This window comes from Nocardiopsis sp. EMB25 (genome assembly GCF_026797795.1).
Classification (GTDB): domain Bacteria; phylum Actinomycetota; class Actinomycetes; order Streptosporangiales; family Streptosporangiaceae; genus Nocardiopsis; species Nocardiopsis lucentensis.
Window position 1 is genome coordinate 14,195 of record NZ_JAMTDN010000001.1, and the last position, 26,560, is coordinate 40,754.

The 26,560-nt window shown below is 70.1% G+C and carries 29 protein-coding genes; 18 read left to right on the plus strand and 11 right to left on the minus strand.

Annotation, left to right across the window (positions count from 1 at the left end):
• Positions 1 to 141 precede the first annotated feature (141 nt).
• The 12 genes from KIK06_RS00065 to KIK06_RS00120 all read left to right on the plus strand — a co-directional run bounded on the left by KIK06_RS00065 (position 142) and on the right by KIK06_RS00120 (position 8,917).
• On the plus strand, positions 142 to 582 hold the full coding sequence (locus tag KIK06_RS00065; protein WP_017600356.1) for a hypothetical protein: 441 nt from the start codon (positions 142 to 144) through the stop codon (positions 580 to 582).
• Between the two features lie 60 nt (positions 583 to 642).
• A complete protein-coding gene (locus KIK06_RS00070) occupies positions 643 to 855 on the plus strand; it encodes a hypothetical protein (RefSeq protein ID WP_017600355.1) in 213 nt (70 codons plus the stop codon).
• A gap of 93 nt (positions 856 to 948) precedes the next feature.
• Positions 949 to 1,806, plus strand: coding sequence for a F0F1 ATP synthase subunit A (gene atpB / locus KIK06_RS00075; protein ID WP_017600354.1), 858 nt, complete (start codon positions 949 to 951; stop codon positions 1,804 to 1,806).
• Between the two features lie 108 nt (positions 1,807 to 1,914).
• Positions 1,915 to 2,127 (plus strand): ATP synthase F0 subunit C, encoded by a 213-nt coding sequence (atpE, locus tag KIK06_RS00080; RefSeq protein ID WP_017600353.1) that lies wholly within the window; start codon positions 1,915 to 1,917, stop codon positions 2,125 to 2,127.
• Between the two features lie 26 nt (positions 2,128 to 2,153).
• Complete coding sequence (locus KIK06_RS00085) at positions 2,154 to 2,702, plus strand: F0F1 ATP synthase subunit B (protein WP_040690482.1); 549 nt, start codon at positions 2,154 to 2,156, stop codon at positions 2,700 to 2,702.
• A complete protein-coding gene (locus KIK06_RS00090; protein WP_268641408.1) occupies positions 2,702 to 3,523 on the plus strand; it encodes a F0F1 ATP synthase subunit delta in 822 nt (273 codons plus the stop codon). Before KIK06_RS00085 ends, KIK06_RS00090 begins: the two co-directional genes overlap by 1 nt.
• Positions 3,524 to 3,595: 72 nt before the next feature.
• On the plus strand, positions 3,596 to 5,224 hold the full coding sequence (gene atpA / locus KIK06_RS00095) for a F0F1 ATP synthase subunit alpha (protein ID WP_017600350.1): 1,629 nt from the start codon (positions 3,596 to 3,598) through the stop codon (positions 5,222 to 5,224).
• Positions 5,225 to 5,227: 3 nt separating this feature from the next.
• Positions 5,228 to 6,142, plus strand: coding sequence for a F0F1 ATP synthase subunit gamma (locus KIK06_RS00100; protein WP_017600349.1), 915 nt, complete (start codon positions 5,228 to 5,230; stop codon positions 6,140 to 6,142).
• 5 nt (positions 6,143 to 6,147) lie between these two features.
• The gene (gene atpD, locus KIK06_RS00105) at positions 6,148 to 7,590 is read left to right on the plus strand and encodes a F0F1 ATP synthase subunit beta (RefSeq protein ID WP_268641409.1); all 1,443 of its coding nucleotides are present in this window, start codon (positions 6,148 to 6,150) and stop codon (positions 7,588 to 7,590) included.
• Positions 7,591 to 7,665: 75 nt separating this feature from the next.
• Positions 7,666 to 8,055 (plus strand): F0F1 ATP synthase subunit epsilon, encoded by a 390-nt coding sequence (locus tag KIK06_RS00110; protein ID WP_268641410.1) that lies wholly within the window; start codon positions 7,666 to 7,668, stop codon positions 8,053 to 8,055.
• A 23-nt stretch (positions 8,056 to 8,078) separates the two neighbouring features.
• Positions 8,079 to 8,579 carry a DUF2550 domain-containing protein gene (locus tag KIK06_RS00115; RefSeq protein ID WP_241479670.1) on the plus strand — a complete coding sequence of 167 codons (501 nt, stop codon included), beginning with the start codon at positions 8,079 to 8,081 and terminating at the stop codon, positions 8,577 to 8,579.
• 44 nt (positions 8,580 to 8,623) lie between these two features.
• Complete coding sequence (locus tag KIK06_RS00120; RefSeq protein ID WP_017600345.1) at positions 8,624 to 8,917, plus strand: thiamine-binding protein; 294 nt, start codon at positions 8,624 to 8,626, stop codon at positions 8,915 to 8,917.
• Here the strand turns inward: KIK06_RS00120 and KIK06_RS00125 are convergent.
• Positions 8,914 to 9,510: a cob(I)yrinic acid a,c-diamide adenosyltransferase gene (locus KIK06_RS00125; protein ID WP_017600344.1), complete on the minus strand. Its 597-nt coding sequence runs from the start codon at positions 9,508 to 9,510 to the stop codon at positions 8,914 to 8,916. The two genes, KIK06_RS00120 and KIK06_RS00125, sit on opposite strands and share 4 nt — an antisense overlap.
• Before the next feature lie 140 nt (positions 9,511 to 9,650).
• A complete protein-coding gene (locus tag KIK06_RS00130) occupies positions 9,651 to 10,613 on the minus strand; it encodes a helix-turn-helix transcriptional regulator (RefSeq protein ID WP_268641414.1) in 963 nt (320 codons plus the stop codon).
• A gap of 63 nt (positions 10,614 to 10,676) precedes the next feature.
• On the opposite strand from KIK06_RS00130, the gene KIK06_RS00135 reads away from it, so the two are divergent.
• Positions 10,677 to 11,819 carry an epoxide hydrolase family protein gene (locus tag KIK06_RS00135; protein ID WP_268641415.1) on the plus strand — a complete coding sequence of 381 codons (1,143 nt, stop codon included), beginning with the start codon at positions 10,677 to 10,679 and terminating at the stop codon, positions 11,817 to 11,819.
• Between the two features lie 428 nt (positions 11,820 to 12,247).
• Here the strand turns inward: KIK06_RS00135 and KIK06_RS00140 are convergent, their stop codons facing one another.
• The 7 genes from KIK06_RS00140 to nucS all read right to left on the minus strand — a co-directional run bounded on the left by KIK06_RS00140 (position 12,248) and on the right by nucS (position 19,165).
• Positions 12,248 to 13,738: a M20/M25/M40 family metallo-hydrolase gene (locus KIK06_RS00140; RefSeq protein WP_268645811.1), complete on the minus strand. Its 1,491-nt coding sequence runs from the start codon at positions 13,736 to 13,738 to the stop codon at positions 12,248 to 12,250.
• A gap of 320 nt (positions 13,739 to 14,058) precedes the next feature.
• On the minus strand, positions 14,059 to 14,724 hold the full coding sequence (locus KIK06_RS00145) for a DUF1707 SHOCT-like domain-containing protein (RefSeq protein WP_268641416.1): 666 nt from the start codon (positions 14,722 to 14,724) through the stop codon (positions 14,059 to 14,061).
• A 73-nt stretch (positions 14,725 to 14,797) separates the two neighbouring features.
• Entirely contained in the window at positions 14,798 to 15,370 is a 573-nt protein-coding gene (locus tag KIK06_RS00150; protein ID WP_268645812.1) for a response regulator, read from the minus strand.
• 56 nt (positions 15,371 to 15,426) lie between these two features.
• Positions 15,427 to 16,677 (minus strand): sensor histidine kinase, encoded by a 1,251-nt coding sequence (locus tag KIK06_RS00155; RefSeq protein WP_268641417.1) that lies wholly within the window; start codon positions 16,675 to 16,677, stop codon positions 15,427 to 15,429.
• Between the two features lie 6 nt (positions 16,678 to 16,683).
• Positions 16,684 to 17,499: an ABC transporter permease gene (locus tag KIK06_RS00160; protein ID WP_268645813.1), complete on the minus strand. Its 816-nt coding sequence runs from the start codon at positions 17,497 to 17,499 to the stop codon at positions 16,684 to 16,686.
• Between the two features lie 5 nt (positions 17,500 to 17,504).
• Positions 17,505 to 18,395: an ABC transporter ATP-binding protein gene (locus tag KIK06_RS00165; protein ID WP_268641418.1), complete on the minus strand. Its 891-nt coding sequence runs from the start codon at positions 18,393 to 18,395 to the stop codon at positions 17,505 to 17,507.
• 92 nt (positions 18,396 to 18,487) lie between these two features.
• Positions 18,488 to 19,165 (minus strand): endonuclease NucS, encoded by a 678-nt coding sequence (gene nucS / locus KIK06_RS00170; protein ID WP_026127907.1) that lies wholly within the window; start codon positions 19,163 to 19,165, stop codon positions 18,488 to 18,490.
• Between the two features lie 230 nt (positions 19,166 to 19,395).
• Between nucS and KIK06_RS00175 the strand changes: the two genes are divergently transcribed.
• The 3 genes from KIK06_RS00175 (at position 19,396) to KIK06_RS00185 (ending at position 21,844) form a co-directional block, all read left to right on the plus strand.
• Positions 19,396 to 20,589, plus strand: coding sequence for a 3-hydroxyacyl-CoA dehydrogenase (locus KIK06_RS00175; protein ID WP_017600336.1), 1,194 nt, complete (start codon positions 19,396 to 19,398; stop codon positions 20,587 to 20,589).
• A 253-nt stretch (positions 20,590 to 20,842) separates the two neighbouring features.
• Positions 20,843 to 21,079: a hypothetical protein gene (locus tag KIK06_RS00180; RefSeq protein ID WP_017600335.1), complete on the plus strand. Its 237-nt coding sequence runs from the start codon at positions 20,843 to 20,845 to the stop codon at positions 21,077 to 21,079.
• Between the two features lie 24 nt (positions 21,080 to 21,103).
• Complete coding sequence (locus KIK06_RS00185) at positions 21,104 to 21,844, plus strand: alpha/beta hydrolase (RefSeq protein WP_017600334.1); 741 nt, start codon at positions 21,104 to 21,106, stop codon at positions 21,842 to 21,844.
• Positions 21,845 to 22,001: 157 nt separating this feature from the next.
• On the opposite strand, the gene KIK06_RS00190 is transcribed toward KIK06_RS00185, so the two are convergent.
• Both KIK06_RS00190 and mce read right to left on the minus strand, forming a co-directional pair.
• Positions 22,002 to 23,279, minus strand: a complete 1,278-nt coding sequence (locus KIK06_RS00190) for a DivIVA domain-containing protein (protein ID WP_017600333.1) — start codon at positions 23,277 to 23,279, stop codon at positions 22,002 to 22,004.
• 370 nt (positions 23,280 to 23,649) lie between these two features.
• Entirely contained in the window at positions 23,650 to 24,108 is a 459-nt protein-coding gene (gene mce, locus KIK06_RS00195; RefSeq protein WP_017600332.1) for a methylmalonyl-CoA epimerase, read from the minus strand.
• A gap of 87 nt (positions 24,109 to 24,195) precedes the next feature.
• Between mce and KIK06_RS00200 the strand changes: the two genes are divergently transcribed.
• Together KIK06_RS00200 and meaB are read left to right on the plus strand one after the other, a co-directional pair.
• Complete coding sequence (locus KIK06_RS00200) at positions 24,196 to 25,383, plus strand: acetyl-CoA C-acetyltransferase (protein WP_268641420.1); 1,188 nt, start codon at positions 24,196 to 24,198, stop codon at positions 25,381 to 25,383.
• A 47-nt stretch (positions 25,384 to 25,430) separates the two neighbouring features.
• On the plus strand, positions 25,431 to 26,387 hold the full coding sequence (gene meaB, locus KIK06_RS00205) for a methylmalonyl Co-A mutase-associated GTPase MeaB (RefSeq protein ID WP_017600330.1): 957 nt from the start codon (positions 25,431 to 25,433) through the stop codon (positions 26,385 to 26,387).
• The last annotated feature ends 173 nt before the right edge of the window (positions 26,388 to 26,560 follow it).

Genomic DNA, 26,560 nt, shown 5'->3' on the forward strand with positions numbered 1-26,560 from the left:
GTGACATCAGTCCCGGAAAGCGCCCGCACGAGGGCCTTCGCGCGGCGTTAAGGGTGCGTTAAGGAACCCCGGGATTCGGCACCAAAAACCTTGTGATAGCTTTCACGAGCAGGATCCCACTGAACCCCACGGAGCTTTGTCATGCAGGAACACGACGCCCGGATTCTCCGAGGCGCCGCGCTTCCGACTGCCGTCGTCGGCGTGGTCGCGCTGATCGTCGGTGTCGCTCTGGCCGGGACCCAGGGCCTGTTCGGTGCGCTGTTCGGCGTGGTGCTGGTCATCGGCGCCTTCGCCGTCTCGGCCTTCGTCATCTCCTGGACCGGCGGTCGACGGCCGGAACTGCTGCTCCCCGTGGCGTTCCTGGTCTACACGACCAAGCTCGGTATCCTGCTGGCCATCCTCCTCCTGTTCAGGGGCACCACGGCCCTGGACACCACCGTCTTCGGGTGGTCGGCGCTCGCTTGTGTCATCGCGTGGCTCGCGGCTCAGGCCGTGGCCATCAAGCGGAGCAAGCAGCCGACCATCGTCCCCGAGGGGGAACAGGACGAGGCCACCACCGAGGACAGTGGGGTACACCAGTGAACCCGCGCGGGCGGGGTGGTGTGCGCAGCCCGCTGACCTACTGCTATCTTCCGGAGCGAGATGAACGAGAACCGAGAAGGGGACGACGGACCGTCGGCCCCGAACGGCACGACTCTCGTCTCGTATCTGCTGGGGGGCCTCGCCTTCTGGGGCGGCGTGGGCTGGGTCGCCGACTGGGCACTGGGCTTCTCCGCCCTGTTCCTGCCCATCGGGATGGTCATCGGCCTGGTCGGCGGGATCTACCTCATCTACGCCCAGCATGTCCGGTCCTGACCGAACATCGAGGTGCGCCCGCCCGCGCTCGGCGCGGCACCGTACCGAACACAACCCTGAGGATTGAGTTGCGTCACGACGAAAGGGATCGCCGTGGGTGCTGACGTGAGCGTCGTCGCGGCGTCCGAAGAAGGCTGCCACATTTTCAACGACTTCGGCTGTGGGTTCGAGCCCCCGGGAGTCAGCCTGTTCTTCCCCACCCCGTGGTTGGACTTCGGGCTTCCCGGAACCTCCGGCTTGAACAAGTACTACCTGGTCGCGGTCGTCGCCCTGCTGGTCGCCGCCGCCTTCTGGTACTTCACCACGCGCAACGCGAAGGTCGTCCCCGGCCGCGGTCAGAGCGTGGCCGAGCTGCTGGTCGGCTTCCTGCGCGACCAGGTCACCCGGACCGCCATCGGCAAGGAGGGGGACCGCTACCTCCCCCTGATGGTGACCCTGTTCATCTTCATCTTCAGCATGAACATCATGGGTCTCATCCCCGGCCTTCAGCTGCCGGTGACCTCCAACCTGGCCTTCCCCGCGGTCCTGGCCATCATCGTCTTCCTGCTGTGGAACGTCATCGGCATCCGTCACCACGGGTTCGGCGGCCACTTCAAGGCTCGTCTGGTCCCCAGCGGTGTCCCTGGATGGATCCTGCCGGTGGTCGTGCCGATCGAGGCGTTGTCGAACTTCATCATCCGGCCCGCCACGCACATGATCCGTCTGTTCGCGACCATGTTCGCCGGGCACCTGCTGCTCGCGCTGTTCGCGGCCGCCGGGTTCTACATGTTCAACCCCACCTCTCCGATGGGCCCGCTCTTCGGCGCCATCTCGGTGGGCTACTCCGGTATCGCCCTGGTCGGCTTCCTGGTCTTCACGGCCTTCGAGCTGTTCATCATGGCGGTCCAGGCCTACGTCTTCGTCCTCCTGTCCTCCATCTACATCGGTGAGGCGCTGGAGGGCGCGCACTAGGAGTCCGGCCGCACGGCCCGTGTCTCCGCGCACCCCAAGACCCCGTCCGAATCGTCACCCACACCGGCGGCACCATGGTCGCCGGCGAGAAGTAAAGGGAAAATCAGCATGGACATCACCGGCAGCATCAACACCATCGGTTACGGTCTCGCCGCCATCGGCCCCGGCATCGGCGTCGGCCTCGTCTTCGGTCTCGGCGTGCAGGCCATCGCCCGTCAGCCCGAGGCGCGCGGCGTCCTCCAGGGCCAGATGATCTTCGGCTTCGCGGTCATCGAGGCCCTCGCCATCCTCGGCTTCGTTCTCGCGTTCGCCCAGGGCTAGACACCGGTTAATCGAACGCGAAGGGGATGCCAACCGTGATTTTGGCAGCTGAACATGAGAACGTCCTGCGCATTCACTGGGACGAGTTCACCTTCGGTCTCATCGCCTTCCTCGTCATCCTGGCCGTCGTCTACAAGATGTGGCCGAAGCTGACGAAGGCGCTTGACGAGCGTGCCGACCAGATCGAGGGTGGCATCGCTCGCGCTCAGAAGGCCGAGGCCGAGGCGGACGAGATCCGCCAGCAGTACAAGGAGAAGCTCGAGGAGGCGCACCGCGAGTACGCCCAGGAGCTGGAGAAGGCCAAGGAGCAGCGCGCGGCGATCATCGCCGAGGCTCGCGAGGAGGCCCAGGTCGAGGCGCGTCGGATCGTCGAGGCCGCCCAGGCCCAGATCGAGGCCGACCGCCAGCAGGCGATCGTCCAGCTCCGCGGTGAGATCGGCGCCCTGTCGACCGAGCTCGCGACCCGCATCGTCGGTGAGACCCTCAGCGACGACGCCGCGCGCTCGCGCGTGGTGGACCGGTTCCTGGAGGAGCTGGAGCAGAGCGAGGGCTCGACGCAGGCCGAGGTGCGCTGATGCGTGGTATCAGCCGTACCTCCCTGGCTGAGGTGACCCGGCGCCTGGACGAGAACGTCCTGGCGTCGGCCGACGCCGGCCAGTACGCGGCCTCCCTCGGCGGCGAGCTCTTCGAGGTCGTCGCCCTGCTCGGCGGCGAGCACTCGCTCCGCCGCTGGCTGGCGGACCAGTCCAACCCGGCCGAGAGCAAGACCGCCCTGGTCGGGCAGCTGCTGGAGACCAAGGTGTCGCCGTCCACGCTCATCGTGGTGGGCGACGTCGTCCAGCAGGACTGGTCCTCCGCGGCCGACATGGTCGAGGCCGTCGAGCGCATGGGCGTCTACGCCACCGTCGCCTCCGTCGAGGGCTCGCGCCTGGACGAGTTGGAGGACGAACTGTTCCGCTTCCAGCGGATCGTCGTCTCCCAGCCGGAGCTGCGCGCGGCGCTCACCCGCGAGGGTGTGGCCGCCGAGCACCTGCGCTCGCTGGTGGAGAACCTGCTCTCGGGCAAGGTCAACTCCGCGACGCTGGCCCTGGTCGGCGAGGCGGTCACCCGCCCGCGGGGACGTACCCTGGAGCAGGCGCTCGAACACTTCGGGCAGTTGGTCGCCGAGCGGGCCCAGCACTACGTCGCCGTGGTCCGCGCCGCACACGTCCTGAGCGAGGCCCAGCAGGAGCGCCTGCGGACCGCGCTCAGCCGGAAGTACGGCCGCGACATCCACCTGAACATCGAGATCGTCCCCGAGGTCCTGGGTGGACTGTCCATCCAGGTGGGCGACGAGGTCATCGACGACACCATCGCCGGGCGCATCGCTGAGGTCCAGCGCCGTCTGGCTGGCTGACACACGCGAACACGCAAGGCAAGCACGCACGGCGCCAGCCCGGCGCCATTTGAGAGCAAGGACAACGCAGAGATGGCGGAGCTGACGATCCGGCCGGATGAGATCCGGGACGCGCTGCAGCGCTTCGTCCAGTCGTACGAGCCTGACGCCACCCGCGCGGAAGAGGTCGGAACCGTCACCTACTCCGGTGACGGCATCGCCCGCGTCGGTGGCCTTCCCTCGGCGATGGCGAACGAGCTGCTGAAGTTCGAGGACGGCACCCTGGGCCTGGCCCAGAACCTGGAGATCGGTGAGATCGGTGCTGTCGTGCTGGGCGACTTCACCAGCATCGAGGAGGGCCAGAAGGTGCGCCGCACCGGCCAGGTCCTCTCGGTGCCGGTGGGCGACAACTTCCTTGGCCGCGTGGTGGACCCCCTGGGCGCCCCCATCGACGGCAAGGGCGAGATCGAGACGACCGAGCGGCGTGAGCTGGAGCTCCAGGCCGCCACGGTGATGGAGCGCAAGCCGGTCCACGAGCCGCTCCAGACCGGTATCAAGGCGATCGACACGATGACCCCGGTCGGCCGCGGCCAGCGCCAGCTGGTCATCGGTGACCGCCAGACCGGTAAGACCGCGGTCTGCATCGACGCGATCATCAACCAGAAGGCCAACTGGGAGACCGGGGACCCCGACAAGCAGGTGCGCTGCATCTACGTCGCGGTCGGCCAGAAGGGCTCGACGATCGCCGGTGTGCGCGGCGCCCTCGAGGAGGCCGGCGCGATGGAGTACACCACCATCGTCGCCGCTCCGGCGTCCGACCCCGCGGGCTTCAAGTACCTGGCCCCCTACACCGGTTCGGCCCTGGGCCAGCACTGGATGTACGAGGGCAAGCACGTCCTCATCGTCTTCGACGACCTGACCAAGCAGGCCGAGGCCTACCGCGCCGTGTCCCTGCTGCTGCGCCGCCCGCCGGGCCGTGAGGCCTACCCGGGTGACGTCTTCTACCTGCACTCCCGCCTCCTGGAGCGCTGCGCGAAGCTCTCCGACGAGATGGGCAAGGGTTCGATGACCGCGCTGCCGATCATCGAGACCAAGGCGGGCGACGTCTCGGCGTACATCCCCACCAACGTCATCTCCATCACCGACGGCCAGGTCTTCCTGGAGAGCGACCTGTTCAACCAGGGTCAGCGCCCGGCGATCAACGTCGGTGTCTCGGTCTCCCGTGTCGGTGGCGCGGCGCAGACCAAGGCGACCAAGGGCGTCTCCGGCACGCTCCGCCTCAGCCTGGCGCAGTACCGCGAGCTGGAGGCCTTCTCCGCCTTCGGTTCCGACCTGGACGCGGTCTCCAAGCAGCAGCTGGAGCGCGGCGCCCGGATGATGGAGCTGCTCAAGCAGGGCCAGTACTCGCCGTTCTCCATGGAGAAGACGGTCGTGTCCATCTGGGCCGGTACCACCGGCAAGCTGGACGACGTCCCGGTCGAGGACGTGCGCCGCTTCGAGGAGGACTTCCTGGCCTACATCGACCGCGAGCACGCGGGCGTCCTGGCCAGCATCCGTGACAGCGGCAAGTTCGAGGACACGGACAAGAAGACCCTCGAGGGCGCGGTTGAGAAGTTCAAGCAGGGCTTCAAGACCTCCGCCGGCACGATGCTGGGCGCCGAGGCGCTCGACGAGGAGAAGGTCGGCCAGGAGACCATCAAGGTCGCCAAGGGCGGGAAGTAACCCATGGGTGCACAGCTTCGCGTCTATCGCCGGAGGATCCGCTCGACCAAGGCGACGGCGAAGATCACCCGCGCGATGGAGCTCATCGCCACGACGCGCATCACCAAGGCGCAGCGTGCGGCGGAGGCTGCCGGACCCTACGCGCGGGAGATCACGCGGGCCGTGTCGGCTCTGACCGCCAGGGTCAGCGACCACCCGCTGCTGGCCGAGTCGGACAAGCCCACCCGCGCGGCCGTCCTCGTCATCACCAGTGACAAGGGCCTGGCCGGCGCCTTCTCGGCGAACGTGCTCAAGGAGGCGGACTCCCTGACCCAGCTCCTGAAGGAGCAGGGCAAGGAGGTCCTGACCTACATGGTGGGCCGCAAGGGTGTGAACTTCTACAACTTCCGCGACCGTCCGGTCGAGGCCACGTGGGAGGGCATCACCGAACGGCCGACCTACGCGCACGCCCAGGAGATCGGCTCCGCGCTGCTGGAGAAGTTCACCACCGACGCGGCCGACGGCGGCGTCGACGAGATCCACGTGATCTCGACGGAGTTCGTCTCCATGCTGACCCAGCGGGCGCACACCGTCCGGACCCTCCCCCTGGAGGTCGAGCCGGTGTCGAAGGAGGAGCTGGAGGCCGAGCAGGGGCCGCTGTCCCTGTACGAGTTCGAGCCGTCCGCGGAGGAGGCCCTGGACCGACTGCTGCCGCAGTACGTCACCAACAGGATCTACTTCGCGCTCCTGGAGTCCTCCGCGTCCCAGCAGGCGTCCCGTCGCGCGGCCATGAAGGCCGCGACCGACAACGCCGAGGAGCTCGCCAAGAACCTGACCCGTCTGGCCAACCAGGCGCGTCAGGCCGAGATCACCAACGAGATCAGTGAGATTGTCGGCGGTGCCGACGCGCTCGCTGCTGCCAGCGCGGGAAGTGAGTAACAAAAGTGACTGCGACTGTTGAAGGGACGGCTGGGGCTGGCACCGCCACCGGCCGCATCGCCCGGGTCACCGGCCCGGTCGTCGACGTGGAGTTCCCCGTCGGCTCCCTCCCTGCCCTCTACAACGCCCTGCACACCGACGTCACCGTCGGTGGCAAGGAGAAGACCGTCACCCTGGAGGTCGCCCAGCACCTGGGTGACAACCTGGTGCGGGCCGTCTCCCTGGCCCCGCAGGACGGCATGGTGCGCGGCGCCGAGGTGCGCGACACCGGCTCCCCGATCAGCGTCCCCGTGGGCGACGTCGTCAAGGGCCACGTGTTCAACACCCTGGGCGAGTCCCTGGACGTGCCGACCTCGGAGCTGAACGTCACCGAGCGCTGGCCGATCCACCGCGAGGCCCCGGCCTTCGACCAGCTCGAGTCCAAGACCGAGATGATGGTCACGGGCATCAAGGTGATCGACCTCCTCACCCCGTACGTGCGTGGTGGAAAGATCGGTCTGTTCGGTGGTGCCGGTGTCGGCAAGACCGTGCTGATCCAGGAGATGATCACCCGTATCGCCCGCAACTTCGGTGGTGTGTCCGTGTTCGCCGGTGTCGGCGAGCGCACCCGTGAGGGCACGGACCTCTTCCTGGAGATGGACGAGATGGAGGTCCTCCAGGACACCGCTCTCGTCTTCGGCCAGATGGACGAGCCTCCGGGCACCCGTCTGCGTGTGGCGCTGTCCGCTCTGACGATGGCGGAGTACTTCCGCGACGTCCAGAAGCAGGACGTGCTCCTGTTCATCGACAACATCTTCCGTTTCACCCAGGCGGGTTCGGAGGTCTCCACGCTGCTGGGCCGCATGCCCTCGGCCGTGGGTTACCAGCCCAACCTGGCGGACGAGATGGGTCAGCTCCAGGAGCGGATCACCTCGACGCGTGGTCACTCGATCACCTCGATGCAGGCGATCTACGTCCCCGCGGACGACTACACCGACCCGGCTCCGGCGACCACCTTCGCCCACCTGGACGCGACGACCGAGCTCTCCCGCCCGATCTCGCAGAAGGGCATCTACCCGGCGGTGGACCCGCTGGCCTCCACCTCGCGCATCCTCGACCCGCAGTACGTGGGCGAGGAGCACTACCAGGTGGCCCAGCGCGTGAAGGAGATCCTGCAGCGCAACAACGACCTGCAGGACCAGATCGCCATTCTCGGTATGGACGAGCTGTCCGAAGAGGACAAGATCATCGTCAACCGGGCGCGGCGCCTGGAGCGCTTCCTCTCGCAGAACATGTTCGTCGCCGAGAAGTTCACCGGCAACCCGGGCGTGTTCGTTCCGCTGGAGGAGACCATCGCCTCCTTCAAGGCGGTCTGCGACGGTGAGTACGACCACCTGCCCGAGCAGGCGTTCCTCGACGTCGGCAACATCGAGATGGCCGTCGAGAAGGCCAAGAAGCTGCAGGGCTAGTTTCTTGCGGGCGGGTCGACTCCGTGACGGGGTCGACCCGCCCGAACTCGCCCGCTAGCCGAGGAGTTTGTGGCAGTGTCGAAGAAGCTTTTCGTCGAGATCGTCTCTCCCGAACGTGAGGTTTGGGCGGGCGAGGGCGACATGGTCATCGCCAAGACCGTCGACGGCGAGATCGGTGTGCAGCCGGGGCACCTGCCCGTGCTCGCGCTCCTGGCCCAAGACGCGGTCGTGCGCGTCCTGGGCGCGCGCGAGACCGGCGAGGTGCGGGCGGCCGCGCACGGCGGTTTCGTGTCGGTCACCGGTGAGGGCCGGGTCTCCATCCTCGCCGAGACCGCCGAGCTGGCGGAGGACGTCGACGTGGACCGTGCGCGGACCGCGCTCTCGAGCGCGACCGAACAGGGCGACAACGACGCCCAGGGTCGTGCCCGCAGCCGCCTGCGTGCCGCTGGCGAGGACGTCGCCTAGCGAACCTGGGACCGAGGGGGGACATGGAGCAGAGGGAATCCGCTCTGGCGGGAATGGTCTCGTGGCCGGGGTCGACACAGTGGGTCGTCCTCGTCCTGCTCCTGGTCCTCATCGCGGTGCTCGCCGGAATCACCCTGCGCCGGTGGTTCCTGGTACGGCGAGGCGGGGCCGTGGAGTGTTATCTGCGTGCCCCCGGCGTACGGGGCCGCCGGGGCTCCTGGCGTATCGGTTTCGGCCGGTACGGCACGGAGAGCCTGGGCTGGTTCCCGATCTTCTCGCTCAGACCGCGGCCGACAGCGATGCTGTCGCGCCGCGGTCTCGTCGTTGTGGGGCGTCGGTCCCCCGACGAGGACGACCGCGCCCACCTTCCGGGCGATGTGAGCGTCGTCCAGGTCGCCTGGACGGGTGCGGACGGCGCGGATCCGCTGGAGCCCGAGTTCGAGATCGCGATGGGCGACGCCGCGCTGACGGGCTTCCTGTCCTGGATGGAGTCGATGCCTCCGGGGACGCAGTGGGAGGCGTGAGTGTCGTCCTTCACAGAGGGTGACGGGACGCCTAGGGTGGCCCCATGATCGTCGCTTTCTCTGTGACCCCGCTCGGTACCGACGAGCACATCGCTCCCGCTGTCGCCCGCGCGGTGAAGGTGGTACGCGACAGTGGGCTGCCCAACGAGACCACCTCCATGTTCACCAGTGTCGAGGGTGAGTGGGACGAGGTGATGGACGTCGTCAGGCGCGCGGTCGACGCGGCCGGACAGGGCGCGCACCGCATCAGCCTCACTCTGAAGGCGGACATCCGCGAGGGCGTGGTCGACGGCCTGCACAGCAAGGTGGAGGCCGTCGAACGCGAGCTCGCGCGCTAACGCTCCCCGCCGGGCTTCCACAGGATCTCGTCGCCGTCGGAGGCCACGTACCTGCCGAGGATGAACAGCAGGTCCGACAGGCGGTTGAGGTACTGGGCGGTCAGCGGGTTGACGGTGTCGCCGTGCTCCTCGATCGCGGCCCACACGCTGCGCTCGGCCCTGCGGACCACGATGCGCGCCGTGTGCAGCAGCGCGACCGTGGGGGAGCCCCCGGGCAGGATGAAACTGCGCAGCGTGGGCAGCTCCGCGTTGTAGGCGTCGCAGGCCTCCTCCAGCCGGGTGATGTACTCCGGCAGGACGCGCAGCGGCGGGAACTCCGGGTCGGGCACGATCGGCGTGGACAGGTCGGCTCCGAGGTCGAAGAGTTCGTTCTGCACCCGGGTGAGCAGGGTGCGCACGTCGTCGGGGATCTCACCCATGGCCAGGGCGACGCCGATGGCGGCGTTGGCCTCCTCGGTGTCGGCGTATCCGACCAGTCGCGTGTCGTTCTTACCGGTCCGGCTCATGTCGCCGAGCGCGGTGGTGCCCTGGTCCCCGGTGCGGGTGTAGATCTTCGACAGTACGACCGGTGTGTCCGTGTCCCGTTTGGTCATGGGCCCAGCCTATGCCCGGACCACTGGACCGCCGCTGGCCCGGTGCTGGGCTGGTACGGCGGTGATGCGTGGGAAGTGGAGTTTCCCAGGGCTCCTTTGCCGGCCCTGGACGACGTCGTCGAAGGACCGACGGCCGAGGCTCACATCGTGGATGCGCCACCCGCCGCGCGGCGGAACCTCGTCGCGAGGCGATCGAACGCCGCCGCGAGACCGTCTCCGTCGATCACCTCGATGTCGACGTCGAGCTGCGCCATCCACAACGCGAGCCGGTCCGGGTCGTCGGAACCCAACTCGACCTGGCACGTGGACTCGTCGACCGCCTCGATGTCGACCGGGATGGGGATCTTCGCGGCGATCTTGGCGGCGGGAGCGTGCACGAGTACCCGGGCGCGGTACTTCCAGGCCGCCTTGCTGACGCGTCCGACGACGTACTCGACGGCATCGTCCTCCGGGATCACGCGCGGCCGGAACCGCGCGCCCGTCGGTGCGTGCGCGACCATGCGGTCGACACGGAAGACCCGCCAGTCGTCACGGTCGAGATCCCACGCGAGCAGGTACCAGAGCGGCCCCCAGCTCACCAGCCGTTGCGGTTCGGTGTGGCGGGCCCCGTGGCCGCCCCCGGGCTTGGTGTACCCGAACCGGAGCCGTTCGTGGCCGCGGATCGCGGCGGCGACCGCGCCGAGAACCGAGAGATCGAGCGGCGGCTGCGACCCTGGGACGACGCTCATCGCCCCGCGTACCGCCTCGACGCGCCGACGCAGGCGCGAGGGCAGCACTTGCTCCAGCTTCGCGAGCGCGGTGAGCGACGTCTCTTCGACGCCGAGCCTTTGGGTCGCGACCGCACCCAGTCCGACCGCGACGGCGACGGCCTCGTCGTCGTCGAGCAGCAGTGGGGGCATCGCCGTCCCGGCGGCCAGCCGGTACCCGCCCGCGACGCCGGGGCGCGCGTCCACGGGATAGCCGAGCGACCGCAGCTTGTCGATGTCGGCGCGCACGGTCCTCGTGCTCACATCGAGCCGGCCGGCGAGCTCGGAGCCCGTCCAGTCGCGCTTGAGCTGGAGCAATGACAGCAGTTCGAGCAGGCGGGCCGAGGTCTGCAACATGTTCTCCACCATCTCAGCAATCGCGGAAGCTCACCTGCCGCATTGCCTGGGAACGTCGGTGCCATGAACGAGGACAACGCACTCACACCGTTTCGCGTCGACATCTCGCGGGCCGACGTCGACGACCTGCGTCACCGGCTGGCGCACACGCGCTGGCCGATCCCCGTGCCGGGCCGGGACGATCGCGCCGACTTCAGCCGCGGCATCCCGCTGGTGTACCTGAAAGAGCTCGCCGAGTACTGGCGTGAGGGGTTCGACTGGCGTGCGCAGGAGGAGAAGCTCAACGAGTACCAACAGTTCACGACGGTCGTCGACGGCCAGACGTTCCACGTCGTCCACGTGCGATCGACGAACCCGGAGGCCACCCCGCTGATCCTGAACCACGGCTGGCCGGGCTCGTTCGTCGAGTACCAGCGACTCATCCCGCTGCTGACCGATGGGTTCCACGTGGTCATCCCGTCGCCGCCCGGCTTCGGGTTCTCCACCCCGCTGTCAGGGACCGGCTGGGATCTGGCGCGGACGACGGACGCCTACGCCGAGATCATGACGCGTCTGGGCTACGAGAGGTTCGCGGCCCACGGCACGGACATGGGTGCGGGCACCGCCGGCCGTCTCGCGGCGCTCTACCCGGAGCGCCTCATCGGCACGCACTTGGGCGCCGACCCCCGGTGGCTCGGGTTGCTCGGCGACAAGTTCCCCTTCCCCGAGGGCCTGTCCGATGACGAGATCGCCCAGATCGAGGCGGTGCGCGCCGAGGACGCGGCCGATCGCGGGTATCTCGAGACGCAGAGCCACCGTCCCGACACGATCGGCGCGGCTCTCACCGACTCGCCGGTCGGTCAGCTCGCGTGGATCGCCGAGAAGTTCAAGACCAGGGCCGACGGCGTCCACCGGACGCCGGACGAGACGGTCGACCGCGACCAGCTCCTCACGAACGTCAGCCTGTACTGGTTCACTCGCAGCGGCGCGTCGAGCGCGCAGTTCTACTACGAGTCCGAGCACTCCGGGGCCGACGTGGTCATGGGATCCGGGGTGCCGTCCGGATGGGCCGTGTTCGACACCCACCCGGTCATGCGCCGCGCGATGGACCCGTGGAAGGCGATCGGCCACTGGAGCGAGTTCACCGAGGGCGGCCACTTCCCCGCGATGGAGGAGGCGGAGCTGCTCGCGGACGACATCCGCGCCTTCTTCCGCGGCGTTTCCTGACCCGGTGCCAGGGCCCGCGGGTCTCGAACGAGAACGAGCCGCCGGGCCGGAGTGCTCCCCTGACCGCCGCGAGCGCCTCCGCCCATTCGGCGTCGGTGCGCACGACCTGTCGCACTCGTCAGAGTGCCTCCTGCTGGCGTTTGACCTGCGAGAAGACGCGCGTTCCCGCCCGCTTGGGGTTGTGGGGCCGAGGAAAGTGGAGTTACGGAGGATAACTGTTCGGCATCATGGGGTGAAGGTGACCCATGTCACTGATACCTTGTTGCACATAGGGAGCTACTGAGAGTAGTTTCCGCACGGTGTCCGTATCGGCGATCCCGAGTGGAACATGATGAGGGGGGCCACCCGGGCGCGCCGTGGAGGGGGAGGCACCGTTCGGGGTGGGCGGCGTGGAACCGGGGGGTTCACGCCGTCCACCCCGACACGTCCTAGCGGACCCAGTCCTCACCCAGTCGGGCGAAGTCCGGAGCCGCGGCGGTCCGGAACACACCGTTCACCGGCAGGGTGCTCTCCGCGAAGAACTCGACGCCGTGGGCGCCCGCGGCGGACAGCTCGCCCAGGGAGTCACTGTTGACCTGCTCCAACGTGTCCTCGGCCGTGTGGTAGTACGGGTCGAAGGTCTCCCCGGCCGTACCGCCGTACCACTCCACCTGCTCCTCGGTCTTGACACCGTCGGCGCCGCTGAACAGGCCGCCGATCGGGACACCGGCGAGGGCGAAGGCCCGGTAGTCGGTGCGCCCGCTCAGCACACCGGGCTCGCTGACCTGGTCCTGGGAGTCGAAGTACTCCTCGAAGACCTGGGCGATCGCCCCCGAACCGGACGGCGCGGGTTCGGAGTCGGCCAGCGCACCGCCGCCGTCCAGGACGAAGCGGGCGTAGTTGCTGGAGCCGATCATGTCGAAGTTGAGGTAGAGCGCGACGTCGTCGAGCTCGCTCTCGCTCAACCCCTCCACGTACCGGGTCGAGCCGATCAGGCCGCTCTCCTCGGTGCCCCAGAAGGCGAAGCGCACCTTGTTGTTGGTCGGTGCCTGCTCGGCGAGCTGGATGGCGGTCTCCAGGACGAACGCCGTGCCGCTGCCGTTGTCGTTGATCCCCGGGCCCTCCTCGACGCTGTCGAGGTGGCCGCCCACGACCACGACGTTGTCGTCGCGTCCGTGCCGGGTCTCCGCCAGGATGTTGAAGGACTCCCGGGTCTGGACGGTCGAATCGACCATCACCCGCAGCTCCAGGGCGTCCCCGGCGGCCAGCAGGTCGGCGCCCGCGGTACCGGACACCCCGAGGACCGGGATCTGCGACGGTTCACTGACGGTGCCCGCGAAGAGTTCGTCGGAGCTGTTGATCACCAGGGCCGCGGAGGCGCCCGCGTCGGCCGCGTTCTGGGTCTTCTGGGCGAAGGAGCAGCCGCCGCGCATGGTCACCGCGACGGCGCCCGTCGGGAAGCCCGTGAAGTCGTCGGCGGTGCACCCGCTGTCCGCGCCGTCGACGTCCACCTGGACGCCGGGGGCGGTCACGTCGCCCGCCGCGGAGTAGCTCATGGTGAGGTAGTCGGTCCCGCTCGCCAGGTCGACCTGCTCGGGGGCGGTCTGGCTGAGGACGGCCTCGGAGTTCTCCTCCCAGGCGGTGTACTCGTAGGTGTCGCGGTAGGGCTCGTACCCGGCACGCTCCAGCTGGTCCTCGACGTACAGCGCGGCGACGTCGTAGCCGGCTGTCCCCGAGGCGCGGTTGCCGCCGTTGTAGTGGGCGATGGTGGCGAGGTTCTCCAGGTGCTGCTCGATCGCCTCGGCGGTCACCGCCTCCGACAGCGAGTCGCCCGCGTGGTCGGGGATGCGGGCGTGATCGGGCGGGCCCGGCTCCCCGCCGGGGGCGGCGTGGGCCGGTGCTCCGGCCGCGAGGGTTCCGGCGGCCATCAGCACGGCCATGAGACCGGCCGTCGCCGTACGCCGTGCCGTGGGGGAGGGGGAGTCCCCTCGGCGCTGTCGTCGAACGCGGTCATGGGTCGGTCGCAACGAGCCTCCTCCGTCGTACGGGGCCGTCACACCGCGGGCGCGGGGACGGGGGTACCCGTGGTGGGTGTAGCGACCGGTGCAGCCTGTCATCGGACGGAGGCACGGGGCAAGGACTGATGGGGGAAATTGCCACAATCAGCCACAGGTCTTACGTATGGGTGATCACTGTGGTTGGATAGACGGCTCGATCCGAGCAGAACGTCTGCCTCGAGCGCGGTTCCGTCGCTCCGTGTTCAGCCGTCGGCGTCGCGCTGGTGCTTGCGTCGCTTGTACTTGACGTCCACGCCGCCCATGACGGCGATGCCGCGAACGTGCACGATCGGCGCGCCGGGGGCGGCCGGTCGGCGCTGCCCGCGACCGCCGCCGAACCCGCCCATGATCGGCAGGCCGTGCACCCGCACCTCGATGTCGTCGGGCGCGACGATGTCGATGCCGCCCATGACGCACCCCGTCCAGATAGTGGTCTCGTGCTGGGTGAACCGTGCCTCGCGCAGGTCGAGGTCGATCCCGCCCATGCAGGTCGCGGCGACGAAGTGGTTCGGGACCACCCAGCTCCCGGAGCGGTCGGCGCCGCCCATGACCGCGATCGCCACACGGCTGGTGGGCGCGGCCTGGGTGACGCGCCGGGTGCCGTGCAGAGCCTGGGGGGAGGCGGGGGCGCTGGGCGTCGCGGGGGCGGTGTCCGCGCTGGGCACGGGCAGGTCCTCGGTGATGGGGACGAGTTCACCGAGAGTCTTGGCTCGGTAGACCGCCTCCAGGCGTTCGCCGTGCTCTTCGGTGTCGAGACGGCCCTCGGCGAGGGCCTCGCGGAGTCGGTGCGCGACGGCGTCACGGTCGGCGTCGGAGGCGCGCATCCTGCCTTCGTCCGAGGGGGTGATCTCGTTCATCTGCTCCACCATAGTTCGATTGTCGAGCCGGCGAAGGCTCCGCCGCATCGGGGACGATCCCTGACCCTCCCCTGATCCGGTGCACTCACGCGCCGGGAAGGAGACCGCGTCGGATGGCCTGACTGACGGCCGCGGTGCGGTCGGCCACCCCCAGTTTGTCGTAGACGCGCATCAGATGCGTCTTGACCGTGGTCGCGCTGATGTGCAGGGCCCGGCCGATCTCGGCGTTGGTGCGTCCGTCGGCGGCCAGACGCAGGACCTCCGTCTCCCGCGGCGACAGCGCGGGCGTCTCGGTGCGCCGCCGGACCCCCGCCACCAGACGGCCCGTGATCGCGGCGGCGAACACCGTCTCGCCTCGGGCGGCCGCGCGCACGGCCTCGGCCAACTCCGCCCGGGGCGTGTCCTTGAGCAGGTATCCGGTGGCCCCGGCCTCCACCGCGCGCAGGATGTCGGTGTCGGTGTCGTAGGTGGTGAGCACGAGGACGTGGCAGTCGGGATGCTCGGAGCGGATGCGCTCGGTGGCCGCCACCCCGTCACCGCCGGGCATGCGCAGGTCCATGAGGACCACGTCGGGGGTGAGCGCGGCGGCCCGGGCCACCGCTTCGGGGCCGCTGGCGGCGTCACCGACGACCTCCAGGTCGGCCTCGGCGCCGAGCATCCCCCGGATGCCCTCCCGGACCACGGGGTGGTCGTCGACCAGCAGGACGCGGACCTTCACGGCACGGCCCTCCTCTCACAGGCGGAGTCGGGTGCCGCAGGGGCGGCCGGGTCCCCCGGCTCCGGATCCAGCGGAAGGAGTAGGCGCACGGTCGTGCCCGTGCCCGGCGCGCTCGCGACGTGGACCCGACCGCCGAGTGCCTCCGCCCGGGCGCGCATCCCGGGCAGACCGTGTCCGCGCGAGTCGGGGAGCGGGGTGAAGCCCCGCCCGTCGTCGGTCACGGACAGCTCCACCGACTCCGGGGCGAAACCGAGCGTCACGCCGACCCGCCCGGCTCGGGCGTGCCTGCGGACGTTGGCCAGCGCCTCCTGAGCCGTGCGCAGCAGGCACACCTGGTGGGCGCCGGGCAGGAAGACGGGATCGCCGTTCACGCTCAGCCGCGCGGTGACGCCCGACTCGCGGCCGAACCGCTCTGTGAGGCGGGACAGCGCCGCCTCCAGGGTCTCGTTCTCCAACTGGACCGGTTGACGGGCGGCCACGATGGCGCGCGCCTCGGCGAGGTTCTCGGTGGCCGTCTCGCGCATGAGCGCCAGGTGCCGCCGCGCCAGGTCGGGGTCGGTGTCCAGCTCCGACTCGACCGCCTGGCTGAGCGCGATGATGCTCGTCAGCCCCTGGGCGAGCGTGTCGTGCAGCTCACGGGCCAGTCGTTCGCGCTCGGCGAGGGCACCCGCCTCCTCGGACAGGCGGGTGCTTTCCTCCCGGCTGGTGCGCAGCGCCGCGATGAGGTCGGCGCGCTCGTGGCTCTGCACGATCACCCGTTCGAACCAGCGGGCGAACCACAGCGAGAAGAACAGGATGACCAGGAAGATGAGCAGCTCCGGTGCCGCTGCCTTCCAAGGGAGGGAGCCGGAGACGAGTCGGAACAGGATCGGACCGAACAGGAGCGCGGCGGCGGTCGCCGTGCCCAGCCACGCGCCGCCGGTCATGAAGACGAGCGGCGAGACGGAGAACATGGCGAAGGTGGCCGTCGGGGTGAGGACGAGGGCCGGGACCATCAGCGCGACCAGACCGGCCAGGAACGGGATCGTGCGCGGGCTGCCGTGGAACTCCTGCGGGCGCAGCAGACGGCGCCCGAGGAGGAGGTACCAGACGACCACACCGCCGAGGAGTGCGGCCGTGACCCAACCCCGCCAGCCGTCGCCGGTCATGACCGCGATCACGGCGATCACCGCCGTCGACCCCGTGAAGTAGGTGCCCCAGGCCCGGTCCACGTGCCAGGCGTGGTCGTCCTCCCGTTCCTCCGTCATCGCCGCCTAGCCGTCCTTCCCCGTCTTCCAACGGAACGTGGCCAGCGTCAGGGCGAGGCCGACCACACACCACACTCCCAGAACGGCGGCCGCCGTCGTCAGGTCCCAGGACCCGCCCGGTTCCAGTGCCGCCGCCTGCGCCGGGTAGAAGGCGGCGCGCATACCCTGCGCCATCCACTTCAGGGGGAACAGTGAGGCCACGTTCACCAGCCAGTCGGGGAGCACCATCAGCGGAACGAACACACCCGAGGTGAACTGCAACGCCAGGAAGGGGACGATCACGATGGCGGAGGCGCTCTTGGCGCTGCGGGCCAGCGAACTGAACGCGATCCCCAGCAGGGAGCAGGCGATCGTGCCGAGGACGAACACCCAGGCCATCGTGGCCCACGCCTTCGGACCAGCGGGAAGGTCGGCGCCGTACACCCCGACCGCGATCGCCAGCAGGACCGCGACCTGGCCCAGCGCCAGCACGAACACCAGTGCGGTCTTGCCGACGAAGTAGGCCGACGGGGGCATCGGCGTGCCGCGCAGCCGTCGCAGGGTTCCGTTGTCGCGCTCCAGGGTGATCGCGATGGCCAGGTTCTGGAAGCTGACCGACATCAGGCCCATCGCGATCAGACCGGGGAGGTAGAAGTCGGCCGCGGGTATCTCCGTCCCGGTGGCGCCGTCGAAGATCGTCCCGAACAACAGCAGGATGAGGGCGGGGAGCGCGAACGTGAACGCCACGCTCTCCCAGTGCCGGGTGAACTCGCGCACCTCCAGCCAGGCCCGGGACAGTCCGATCCGCAGCGGACCGGGCAGCGGGCGTTCCCCGGTGGTCATCGTGGTCACGCCGGTACCTCCGTCGGCTCTGTGGCGGGTGTGTCGGCACCGATCAGCCCGAGGTAGGTCTCCTCCAGAGTGGGGCGGTGCACGGTCAGTCCCGGGATCTCCCCGGTGTGGGTCTCCATCAGGTCCCGCACCACCCGGGTCGGTTCGTCGGTCCGAACGTCGCGCCGCTCGCCGTTCTCGTCCAGCCAGGTGACGACGGTCCGCGCACGGGACCGCCCGCCCAGCGAGGCCGGGGTGCCCTCGGAGCGGATCCGACCCTCGGTGATCACGCACACCCGGTCGGCCAGCGCCTCGGCCTCCTCCAGGTAGTGGGTGGTCAGCACGATGGTGGTGCCGTCCTCGGCCAGGCCCCGGACCATCCGCCAGAAGTCGCGGCGCGCTCCGGGGTCGAAGCCGGTGGTGGGCTCGTCGAGGAAGAGGACCTCGGGGCGGCCCACGATGCCCAGGGCCACGTCCAGGCGTCGCCGCTGGCCACCGGACAGTGCGGCCACGAGGGCGTCGGACCGCTCGGCCAGCCCGGTCAGGGCGAGCACCTCGTCCATGTCGCGCGACCGGGGGTAGTACCCGGCGAAGTGCCGGACCACCGCCGAGACGGTCAGTTGGGGGACCTCGGTCTCGTTCTGCCACACGACGCCGACGCGCGAGCGCCACCGGCGTGCCGCCTGGCCCGGGTCGGCGCCCAGCACGCGTACCGTTCCCGCGTCGCGGGTCCGGAAGCCGGTGAGGATCTCCGTGGTGGTGGACTTGCCCGCGCCGTTCGGGCCGAGCAGGGCGAACACCTCGCCCCGGGCGATGGTCAGGTCGAGGCCGTCGACGGCCGGGCGGCCGCCGTACTCCTTGCGTAGTCCGCGTACCTCGACGGCGGGTCCGCGGTGTTCGGTCTCCATACCCCGATCCTGGCGCGCGGGCGCCGCCCCGGGTATCCGCCGAGCGGGCCGACCGGTGTCCTCCGAACGGAGGACACCGGTCGCGGAGGGGCTCAGAACAGGCGGAGGGTGTCCGGCTCGATCCCGCGCAGCTCGTCGTAGTCGAGCACCACGCACGAGATCCCGCGGTCCTCGGCGAGCACGCGCGCCTGCGGCTTGATCTCCTGGGCGGCGAACACGCCGCGCACGGGGGCCAGTTGCGGGTCCCGGTTGAGCAGCTCCAGGTAGCGGGTCAGCTGCTCGACGCCGTCGATGTCGCCGCGCCGCTTCAGCTCCACGGCCACGGTCGCGCTCCGCCCGTCACGGCACAGGATGTCGACCGGGCCGATCGCGGTGGGGTACTCGCGGCGGATCAGCGTGTAGCCGTCGCCGAGCGTGGTGATGTGTTCGGCGAGCAGCTCCTGGAGGTGCGCCTCGACGCCGTCCTTCTGGAGCCCGGGGTCCTTGCCGAGTTCGTGTGAGGTGTCGTGCATGACCTCTTCGACGGTCAGCACGAGCTTCTCACCGGACTTGCTGTGCGTGACCGTCCAGACGTCGGGTCCGTCGGCGACGGTCTCCTCACGGAGCTTGCACGGCGGGTTCATCCAGTTGAGCGGCTTGAACGCGCGGTCGTCGGCATGGATGGACACGCTCCCGTCCGCCTTGATGAGGATCAGGCGGGGAGCCATGGGCAGGTGGGCGGTGAGTCGGCCGACGTAGTCGACGCTGCACCGGGCGATGACGAGACGCACGGCGGCCACGTTACCGCCTTCCGTGAAGCCCACGGGCCGGAAGTCGGGTGACACCGTCCACGCTGGTGCCACCCGGTGGGTTACTGGAGAGTAACCTAGGGCTGGCGGCCCCGCCCCGAACCCCGACCGTGTGCCTCGGTCGTCGGACCACTGGCGGGGCGGGGCCGCGAACCAGAAAGTGCGTGGTCCCGCCCCCGTGCTGGGCCGCGCCTCCGTCTAAGGTGGGGCGCATGGTGCAGGAATTTGAGAAGGTCGGTGTCGTCGGACTCGGCACGATGGGCGCGGGCATCGCTGAGGTGTTCGCCCGTGCGGGGTTCGACGTCACCGGGGTCGAAATCGACCAGGCCGCCCTCGACCGCGGCCGCGGCCACGTCGACACGTCCCTCTCCCGGGCCGTGAGCCGGGGCAAGATCACCGAGGAGGAGCGCGCGGCGATCGACGCCCGCCTGACGTTCACCACCTCACGTGAGGACCTCGCGGACGCCGACTTCGTCGTCGAGGCCGTGCCGGAGAGGATGGCGATCAAGCGCGACGTCTTCGGTGACCTGGACAGGATCTGCCCCCCGGGGACGATCCTGGCCACCAACACCTCCTCCCTGTCCGTCACGGAGATCGCCGCGCTCACCGGTCGTCCCGAGAAGGTCGTCGGGCTGCACTTCTTCAACCCGGCCCCCGTCATGAAGCTGGCCGAGGTGGTCACGACCGTCTCCACCAGCGAGGAGACCGTCGACATCGTCACCGAGGTCGCCAAGCGCATCGGCAAGACCCCCGTCACGGTCGGCGACCGGGCCGGGTTCGTGGCCAACGCGCTCCTGGTCCCCTACATCAACGACGCCATCCGCCTGTACGAGCGCCGTGTGGCCACTCGCGAGGAGATCGACGCCTCCGTCCAGAAGGCCGCCGGACTCCCCATGGGCCCGCTCACCCTCGCCGACCTGGTCGGCCTGGACGTGTGCCTGGCCGTCATGGACGTGCTCTGGGAGGAGTACCGCGAACCGCGCTACGTCGCCGCCCCGCTGCTGCGCCGCATGGTGGCCGCCGGGCGCCTCGGCCGCAAGTCCGGCCAGGGCTTCTACACGGGTCAGGACGACCCCGCCGAACCCCAGCCCACGGGCCGCTTCGCGGAGATGGTCCGTGAGGAGGAGAACCTGGACCTGGGCGAGATGCTCGTCGCCCCCCAGATCGACGACGCCCTGCGCATGATCGGCGACGGCTACGCCTCCGCCCGCGATGTCGACACCGCCATGCGGTTCGGCTGCGGCTACCCCAAGGGCCCCACCGAACTGCTGGAGGAGCGCGGTGCCGAGTCCGTCGTCACCACCCTGGTCGCGATGAGCGAGTACAGCCTGACCAGCATCGCGGTACCCGCGCCGCTGCTGGTGGACCAGCTGCCCGACATCGAGCACGAGGGCCACGACCACTGAGCCCCGGCTGAGCTCGCGAGGCCGTCATAGGCACGGCGAGGGGCGTATCGGGTTCCGCGCGCCCGCCCCGAGCCCCGTACGAGCGTGTGAGCGCGTAAGAGGCACGGGCAGGGCCGCCGCCACGGGGTGTGGCGGCGGCCACTGATCGGCCTCTTCTACCCTGGAACACGTGAGCCCGCGCCGTAACTCCCCCCGCCGTAAGTCCTCCCGGGGTCGCGGCGGTCCCGCAGGACCGCCCGACGAGGATGCTCTGATGCTGCGCATCACCGGGGGGCAGCGCCGGGAGACCGGTCCCGACGGGGAGTGGGTCACGCGCCGGATCCCCGGTGCGTCCGCCACCAAGGTCTACCGTTGCCCCGGGTGCGTCCAGGAGATTCCCGTGGGTATGGCCCACGTCGTGGCCTGGCGCCCCTACGGCGACGGCGACGACCGGAGGCACTGGCATTCCTCCTGCTGGGACCGGCGTGCCCGCAGGTCCCCCCGCCACTGAGGCCCGACCCGGATTCGAGGAGCCATGGAGATCCGAGCCACCACGGTGCTTCCCGCCGTGCGCAGACCCGTCACCCTGCACACCGCCGACGGCCTGGAACTGGTCGGTGAGCTGGCCACACCAGAGGGCCGCGACCCCGTGGCCACCCTGGTGTGCCTGCACCCGCTGCCCACCGCCGAGGGCATGATGGACAGCCACGTCCTGCGCAAGGCGTCCTTCCGCCTGCCCGCCCTGGCCGATGTCGCCGTGCTGCGGTTCAACACCCGCGGTACCACGTCGCGTCACGGCACCAGCCAGGGCGGTTTCGGTGAGGGCGAGACCGAGCGGCACGACGTCCTCGCCGCCATCGAGTTCACCGAGTTCGAGGGCCTGCCCGACCCGTGGCTGCTCGGCTGGTCCTTCGGGACCGAGCTGGCGCTCAAGTGGGGGTGCGACCCGCAGGTGACCGGGGCGATCCTGCTGTCCCCGCCGCTGCACCGCGCGGGTGAGGCGGACATGAAGGTGTGGGCGGACTCGGGCAAGCCGGTGGTCGCGCTGGTGCCTGAGCACGACGACTACCTGCGCCCCGACGAGGCGCGCGAGCGGTTCGCCCCGCTCACCCAGGCACGGATCATCGGTGTGGACGGTGCTCGGCACCTGTGGGTGGGGGAGCCGTACGTGCGCCGGGTGCTGGACGAGATCGTCCGGAACGTCAACCCGGCCGCTCATCCGCTGCCCACCGAGTGGGACGGGCCCCACGAGAAGGACGTCGCCCCCCTGGGCTGACCCGCGCCTTCACCAACGACACACGAGGGGCCCGCGTCCGAAGGTGATTCGGACGCGGGCCCCTCGCGGTGTTCGCTGTGGTCCTCCGCTGCGCTTCGGACCGAACGGCGAACCCCTGGGGTGACCGTTCAGAGGAACAGGCCCCAGGGTTCCTCCGCTACTCCTGCCACCAGTCCTCGTCGTCGGAGCCCTTGCCGGAGTGGGCGGGCTGCTTGGCCTCCTCGGCCGGAGCCGGGCTCTCCTGCGGGGCGATCGCGGCGGGAGCCGGGGCGGCCGGAGCGGGGGCCGGTGCGCCACCGCCGCCGAGCAGCTGACGCAGCTGCTGGAGGTGCGACTGGATGCTGTCGCGCTGCGCGTTGAGGTCGTCGACCTCCTTCTTGGCGGCCGTCATGATCCGGTTGGCCTCAGCCTTGGCGTCGGAGAGCTGGTGCTCCGCCTTCGACTTGGCCTCCGACTCGATCTGCGCGGCGTTCTTCTTGGCGTTGCCGACCAGCTGCTTGGCGTGGTTCTCGGCGTCGCGGCGGGTCTGCTCGGCCTGCTGACTGGCCTTGGTGGCCCGCTGTTCGGCGCTGTTGGCGCGCTCCTCGGCCTCGCTGACCATCTTCTGGGTGGCGGCCTGGGCGGCGGCCAGCCGCTCGGCGTCCTGGCGCTCGGCCTCGGCACGGCGGTCGGCGAGCTGGAGCTCGAACTGGTCTTCGGCCTCGGTCCGACGCGCCTCGGACTCGGCGGCGGCCCGCTCGGCGTTCTTGCGCAGCTCCTCGGCCTGGCTCTTGGCGGCCTGGATGGTCTCGTCCCGCTCGCGCTTGGCGGCGGCGCGCGCCTGGGCGCACTCGCGCTCGGTGGTGGTGCGCAGCTTGGCGATCTCACCCTCGAACGTGGCGCGCTTCTCCGCGATCTCGTGGTCGACGGCGGAGCGCTTCTTCTGAACCTCGCGCTCGGTGGTGGAGGCCAGCTCGTCGGCCTCGCGGCGGGCCGTGGTGGTGATCTCCTCGGCCTCGGACTCGGCGGTCTGGCGCTGCTCGTCGGCCTCGCGCTGGGCGAGGGTGCGCACCTCGGTCGCCTCCGACTCGGCGGCGGCGCGCATCTCGGCGGCTTCGATCTTGGCGGCCGAACGGATGTCGTTGGCGTCGATCTGGGCGCTCTGGACGAGCTCGTTGGCCTGCTCCTCCGCCAGGCGCAGCAGCTCTTCGATCCGCGAGCCCAGGCCGGAGTAGGAGGGGCGCTCGCGCTCCTGGAGCTGGCGGTTCTTGGCGCCCAGTTCGGCCTTGAACTTCTCGATCTTCTTGTTGGACTCCTCCAGCTCGCCGCGCAGGCTGGCCGCGTAGTCGTCCACCTGGGTGCGGTCGTAGCCACGCAGCACCACGTCGAATTCGGGCGGGGTGTTGTCCTCGTTGAAGATGTTGTTGAGTTGGGAGTCAATGTTGTTTGACGACATGTGGCGGAATCCTGAACGGGTGCGAGACGGCTAACTTGCGAGCGGCCGGGGGGCGGCGGACGGCGGCCGCGTCGTCCCCGGTGGACGGGCGGTATCCAGGTGTGCGGCTACCGGACTGCAAGACATGAACCTCGGCCGGAAGAACACTCCGGCGGCTAGGCGACTTTATCAAGCGTGGAACGCCTGGGAAGAGGGTTTCGGGTAACTTCCGGTGGGCCTGTGGGCAACTCGTCCCCCACGACCCAAGCCGTGACGTGTCCGGAACGTCCCCGTGACTTTTCCGTCCGGGCGGCCACCCCAGGGGGTTGCCGTTCGGGCGCCCGAACACGGTCCGAAGCGCGGCGGAGGACCAAAGCAGACCCAGCGACTGTCACTCGGCGCTCTGCACGAGCTCGGTGAGCACCCCTCCGCAGTCCTTCGGGTGCAGGAACACGATGCTCGACCCCATCGTCCCGTGGCGCGGCTCGGCGTCCAGGACGCGCACGTCGCGCTTCCCCACCGTCGCGGCGCTCGCGGCCACGTCGGAGGTGCCGAAGGCCACGTGGTGCACACCCTCGCCGTTGCGGTCGAGGAACTTCGCCACGGGGGAGTCCGGGCGGGTGGGCTCGAGCAGTTGCAGATAGGTGGCGCCACCGTCGTCCGTGCCGTTGATCCGGAGCATCGCCTCGCGGACCCCCTGCTGCTCGTTCACCTCCTCGTGCTCGACCTCGAAGCCGTAGGTGCTGCGGTAGAACTCGATCGAGGCGTCGAGGTCGCGGCACGCGATGCCCACATGGTCGAGCCTGGTGAGACCGGAGAAGGGGGCGGTGGGGGCGGGTGCGTCACTCATGAGCGTGAACCTCTCGGATGTCGCCGAACGCTGTGTGGGTATCGTTGCAGACCAGGTGCGTCACCGATCACATGGAGGCCAGTTAAGATGCCCGGTTCCGTCATCGTCGGTGGGGCACGGACCCCCACCGGCAGACTCCTCGGCTCCCTCGCCGGGTTCTCCGCCGCCGACCTGGGCGGCTTCGCGATCAAGGCCGCCCTGGAGCGTGCCGGTGTCAGCGGTGAACAGGTCGGATACGTGGTCATGGGACAGGTGCTCCAGGCCGGTGCCGGGCAGATCCCGTCCCGCCAGGCCGCCGTGAAGGCGGGAATTCCCATGAGCGTTCCCTCCGTCACCATCAACAAGGTGTGCCTGTCCGGTCTGGACGCGATCGCCCTCGCCGACCAGCTCGTCACCGCGGGCGAGTTCGACGTCGTGGTCGCGGGCGGCATGGAGTCCATGACCAACGCCCCGCACCTGCTGCCCAAGTCGCGCAAGGGCTTCAAGTACGGTTCCGTCGAGGTCCTGGACGCCACCGCGCACGACGGTCTCACCGACGCCTTCGACAACGAGTCCATGGGCGCCTCGACCGAGCGGCACAACGCCAAGCTCGGCATCGGCCGCGCGGAGCAGGACGCCTTCGCCGCCCGTTCCCACCAGCGGGCCGCCGCGGCCGCGGCCGAGGGCCGCTTCGCCGACGAGATCGTCCCCGTGGAGATTCCGCAGCGCAAGGGCGACCCGGTCGTCTTCGGGACCGATGAGGGCGTCCGTCCCGACACCACCGTCGAGAGCCTGGCCAAACTGCGCCCGGCCTTCGACGGTGACGGCACCATCACCGCCGGAACCTCATCGCAGATCTCCGACGGCGCCGCCGCCGTGGTCGTGATGAGCCGGGCCAAGGCCGAGGAGCTCGGGGCGCCGGTCCTCGCCGAGATCGGCGCGCACGGCAACGTCGCCGGTCCGGACAACTCCCTGCACTCCCAGCCCTCCAACGCCATCCAGCACGCGCTGACCAAGGCCGGACGGGCCGTCGAGGACCTCGACCTGATCGAGATCAACGAGGCCTTCGCCGCGGTGGGCATCCAGTCGACGAAGGACCTGGGCGTCTCCGAGGACATCGTCAACGTCAACGGCGGTGCCATCGCGATCGGTCACCCGATCGGCGCCTCCGGTGCCCGCATCGCCCTGCACCTGGTCCACGAGCTGCGCCGTCGTGGCGGTGGGCTCGGCGCGGCCGCCCTGTGCGGTGGCGGCGGCCAGGGCGACGCCCTGCTGTTCACGGTGCCCGCGCAGTAGGCACGACCCATCGGGTCCCGGCCGGGGCCGAACCGACGAGGAGTCCCATGAACGCAGCCCGCCTGGTGGAACGGCTTCGGGAGGGCGACCGCAGGGCACTGGCCCGCGCGGTCACCCTGGTCGAGAACGGGGCGCCGGAGCTGCGCGGCATCATGGCGGCCCTGGCCCCGCACACCGGGCGGGCGCGCGTGGTCGGCTTCACCGGGGCCCCGGGGGTGGGCAAGTCCACGACGACCAACGCCGTCGTGCGCGTGGTCCGCGCCCGGGGGCTGTCGGTCGCGGTGCTCGCGGTGGACCCCTCCTCGCCGTTCACCGGCGGTGCCCTGCTCGGGGACCGCGTGCGGATGCAGGAGCACTTCACCGACCCCGGCGTCTACATCCGCTCCATGGCCAACCGAGGGCACCTGGGCGGACTGTCCTGGGCGGCGCCGCACGCGCTGCGCGTCCTGGACGCGGCGGGGTTCGACGTGATCCTGGTGGAGACGGTCGGCGTCGGTCAGGCCGAGGTCGAGATCGCCGGGCTGGCGGACACCACCGTGGTGCTGTGCGCCCCGGGGATGGGCGACTCGGTCCAGGCGGCCAAGGCGGGGGTGTTGGAGGTGGCCGACGTCTTCGCCGTGAACAAGGCCGACCGGGACGGCGCCCGGGTCACCCTGCGCGAACTGCGGCAGATGGTGGCGATGGTGGACCGGACCGACGAGGAGTGGAAGCCGCCGATCGTCATGACCGTGGCCGCCGAGGGCGAGGGCACCGAGGAGCTGTGGGAGCGGGTGGACCAGCACCGGTCCCATCTGGAGTCCACGGGTGGACTCACCTCGCGGCGGCGTGCCCGCGCCCGCGAGGAGGTCCAGGGGATCGCGCTCGACCTGCTGCGCTCACGCATGGGCGGGGTGGGTGAGAACGGCGGTCTGGACGCCCTGGCCAAGGAGGTCGCGGAGGGGGAGCGCGATCCCTACACCGCGGCCGACCTCCTGCTCGAGGACCTGGGCGCCGACCCCCGGTGAGGTCCTGACCCCGAACACGCCGGGCGCCGCCCCCCCCCCGGGGGGCGTTCGGGTCCCCGGACATGAGAGGGGCCGACGCGGACCGTCGCACATCGGTCCGCGTCGGCCGGGGCGGCGGTGCTCCCCGGATCAGAGCACCGACGCCCGTCCCGGAGCGGAGGGATCCGCCCGGG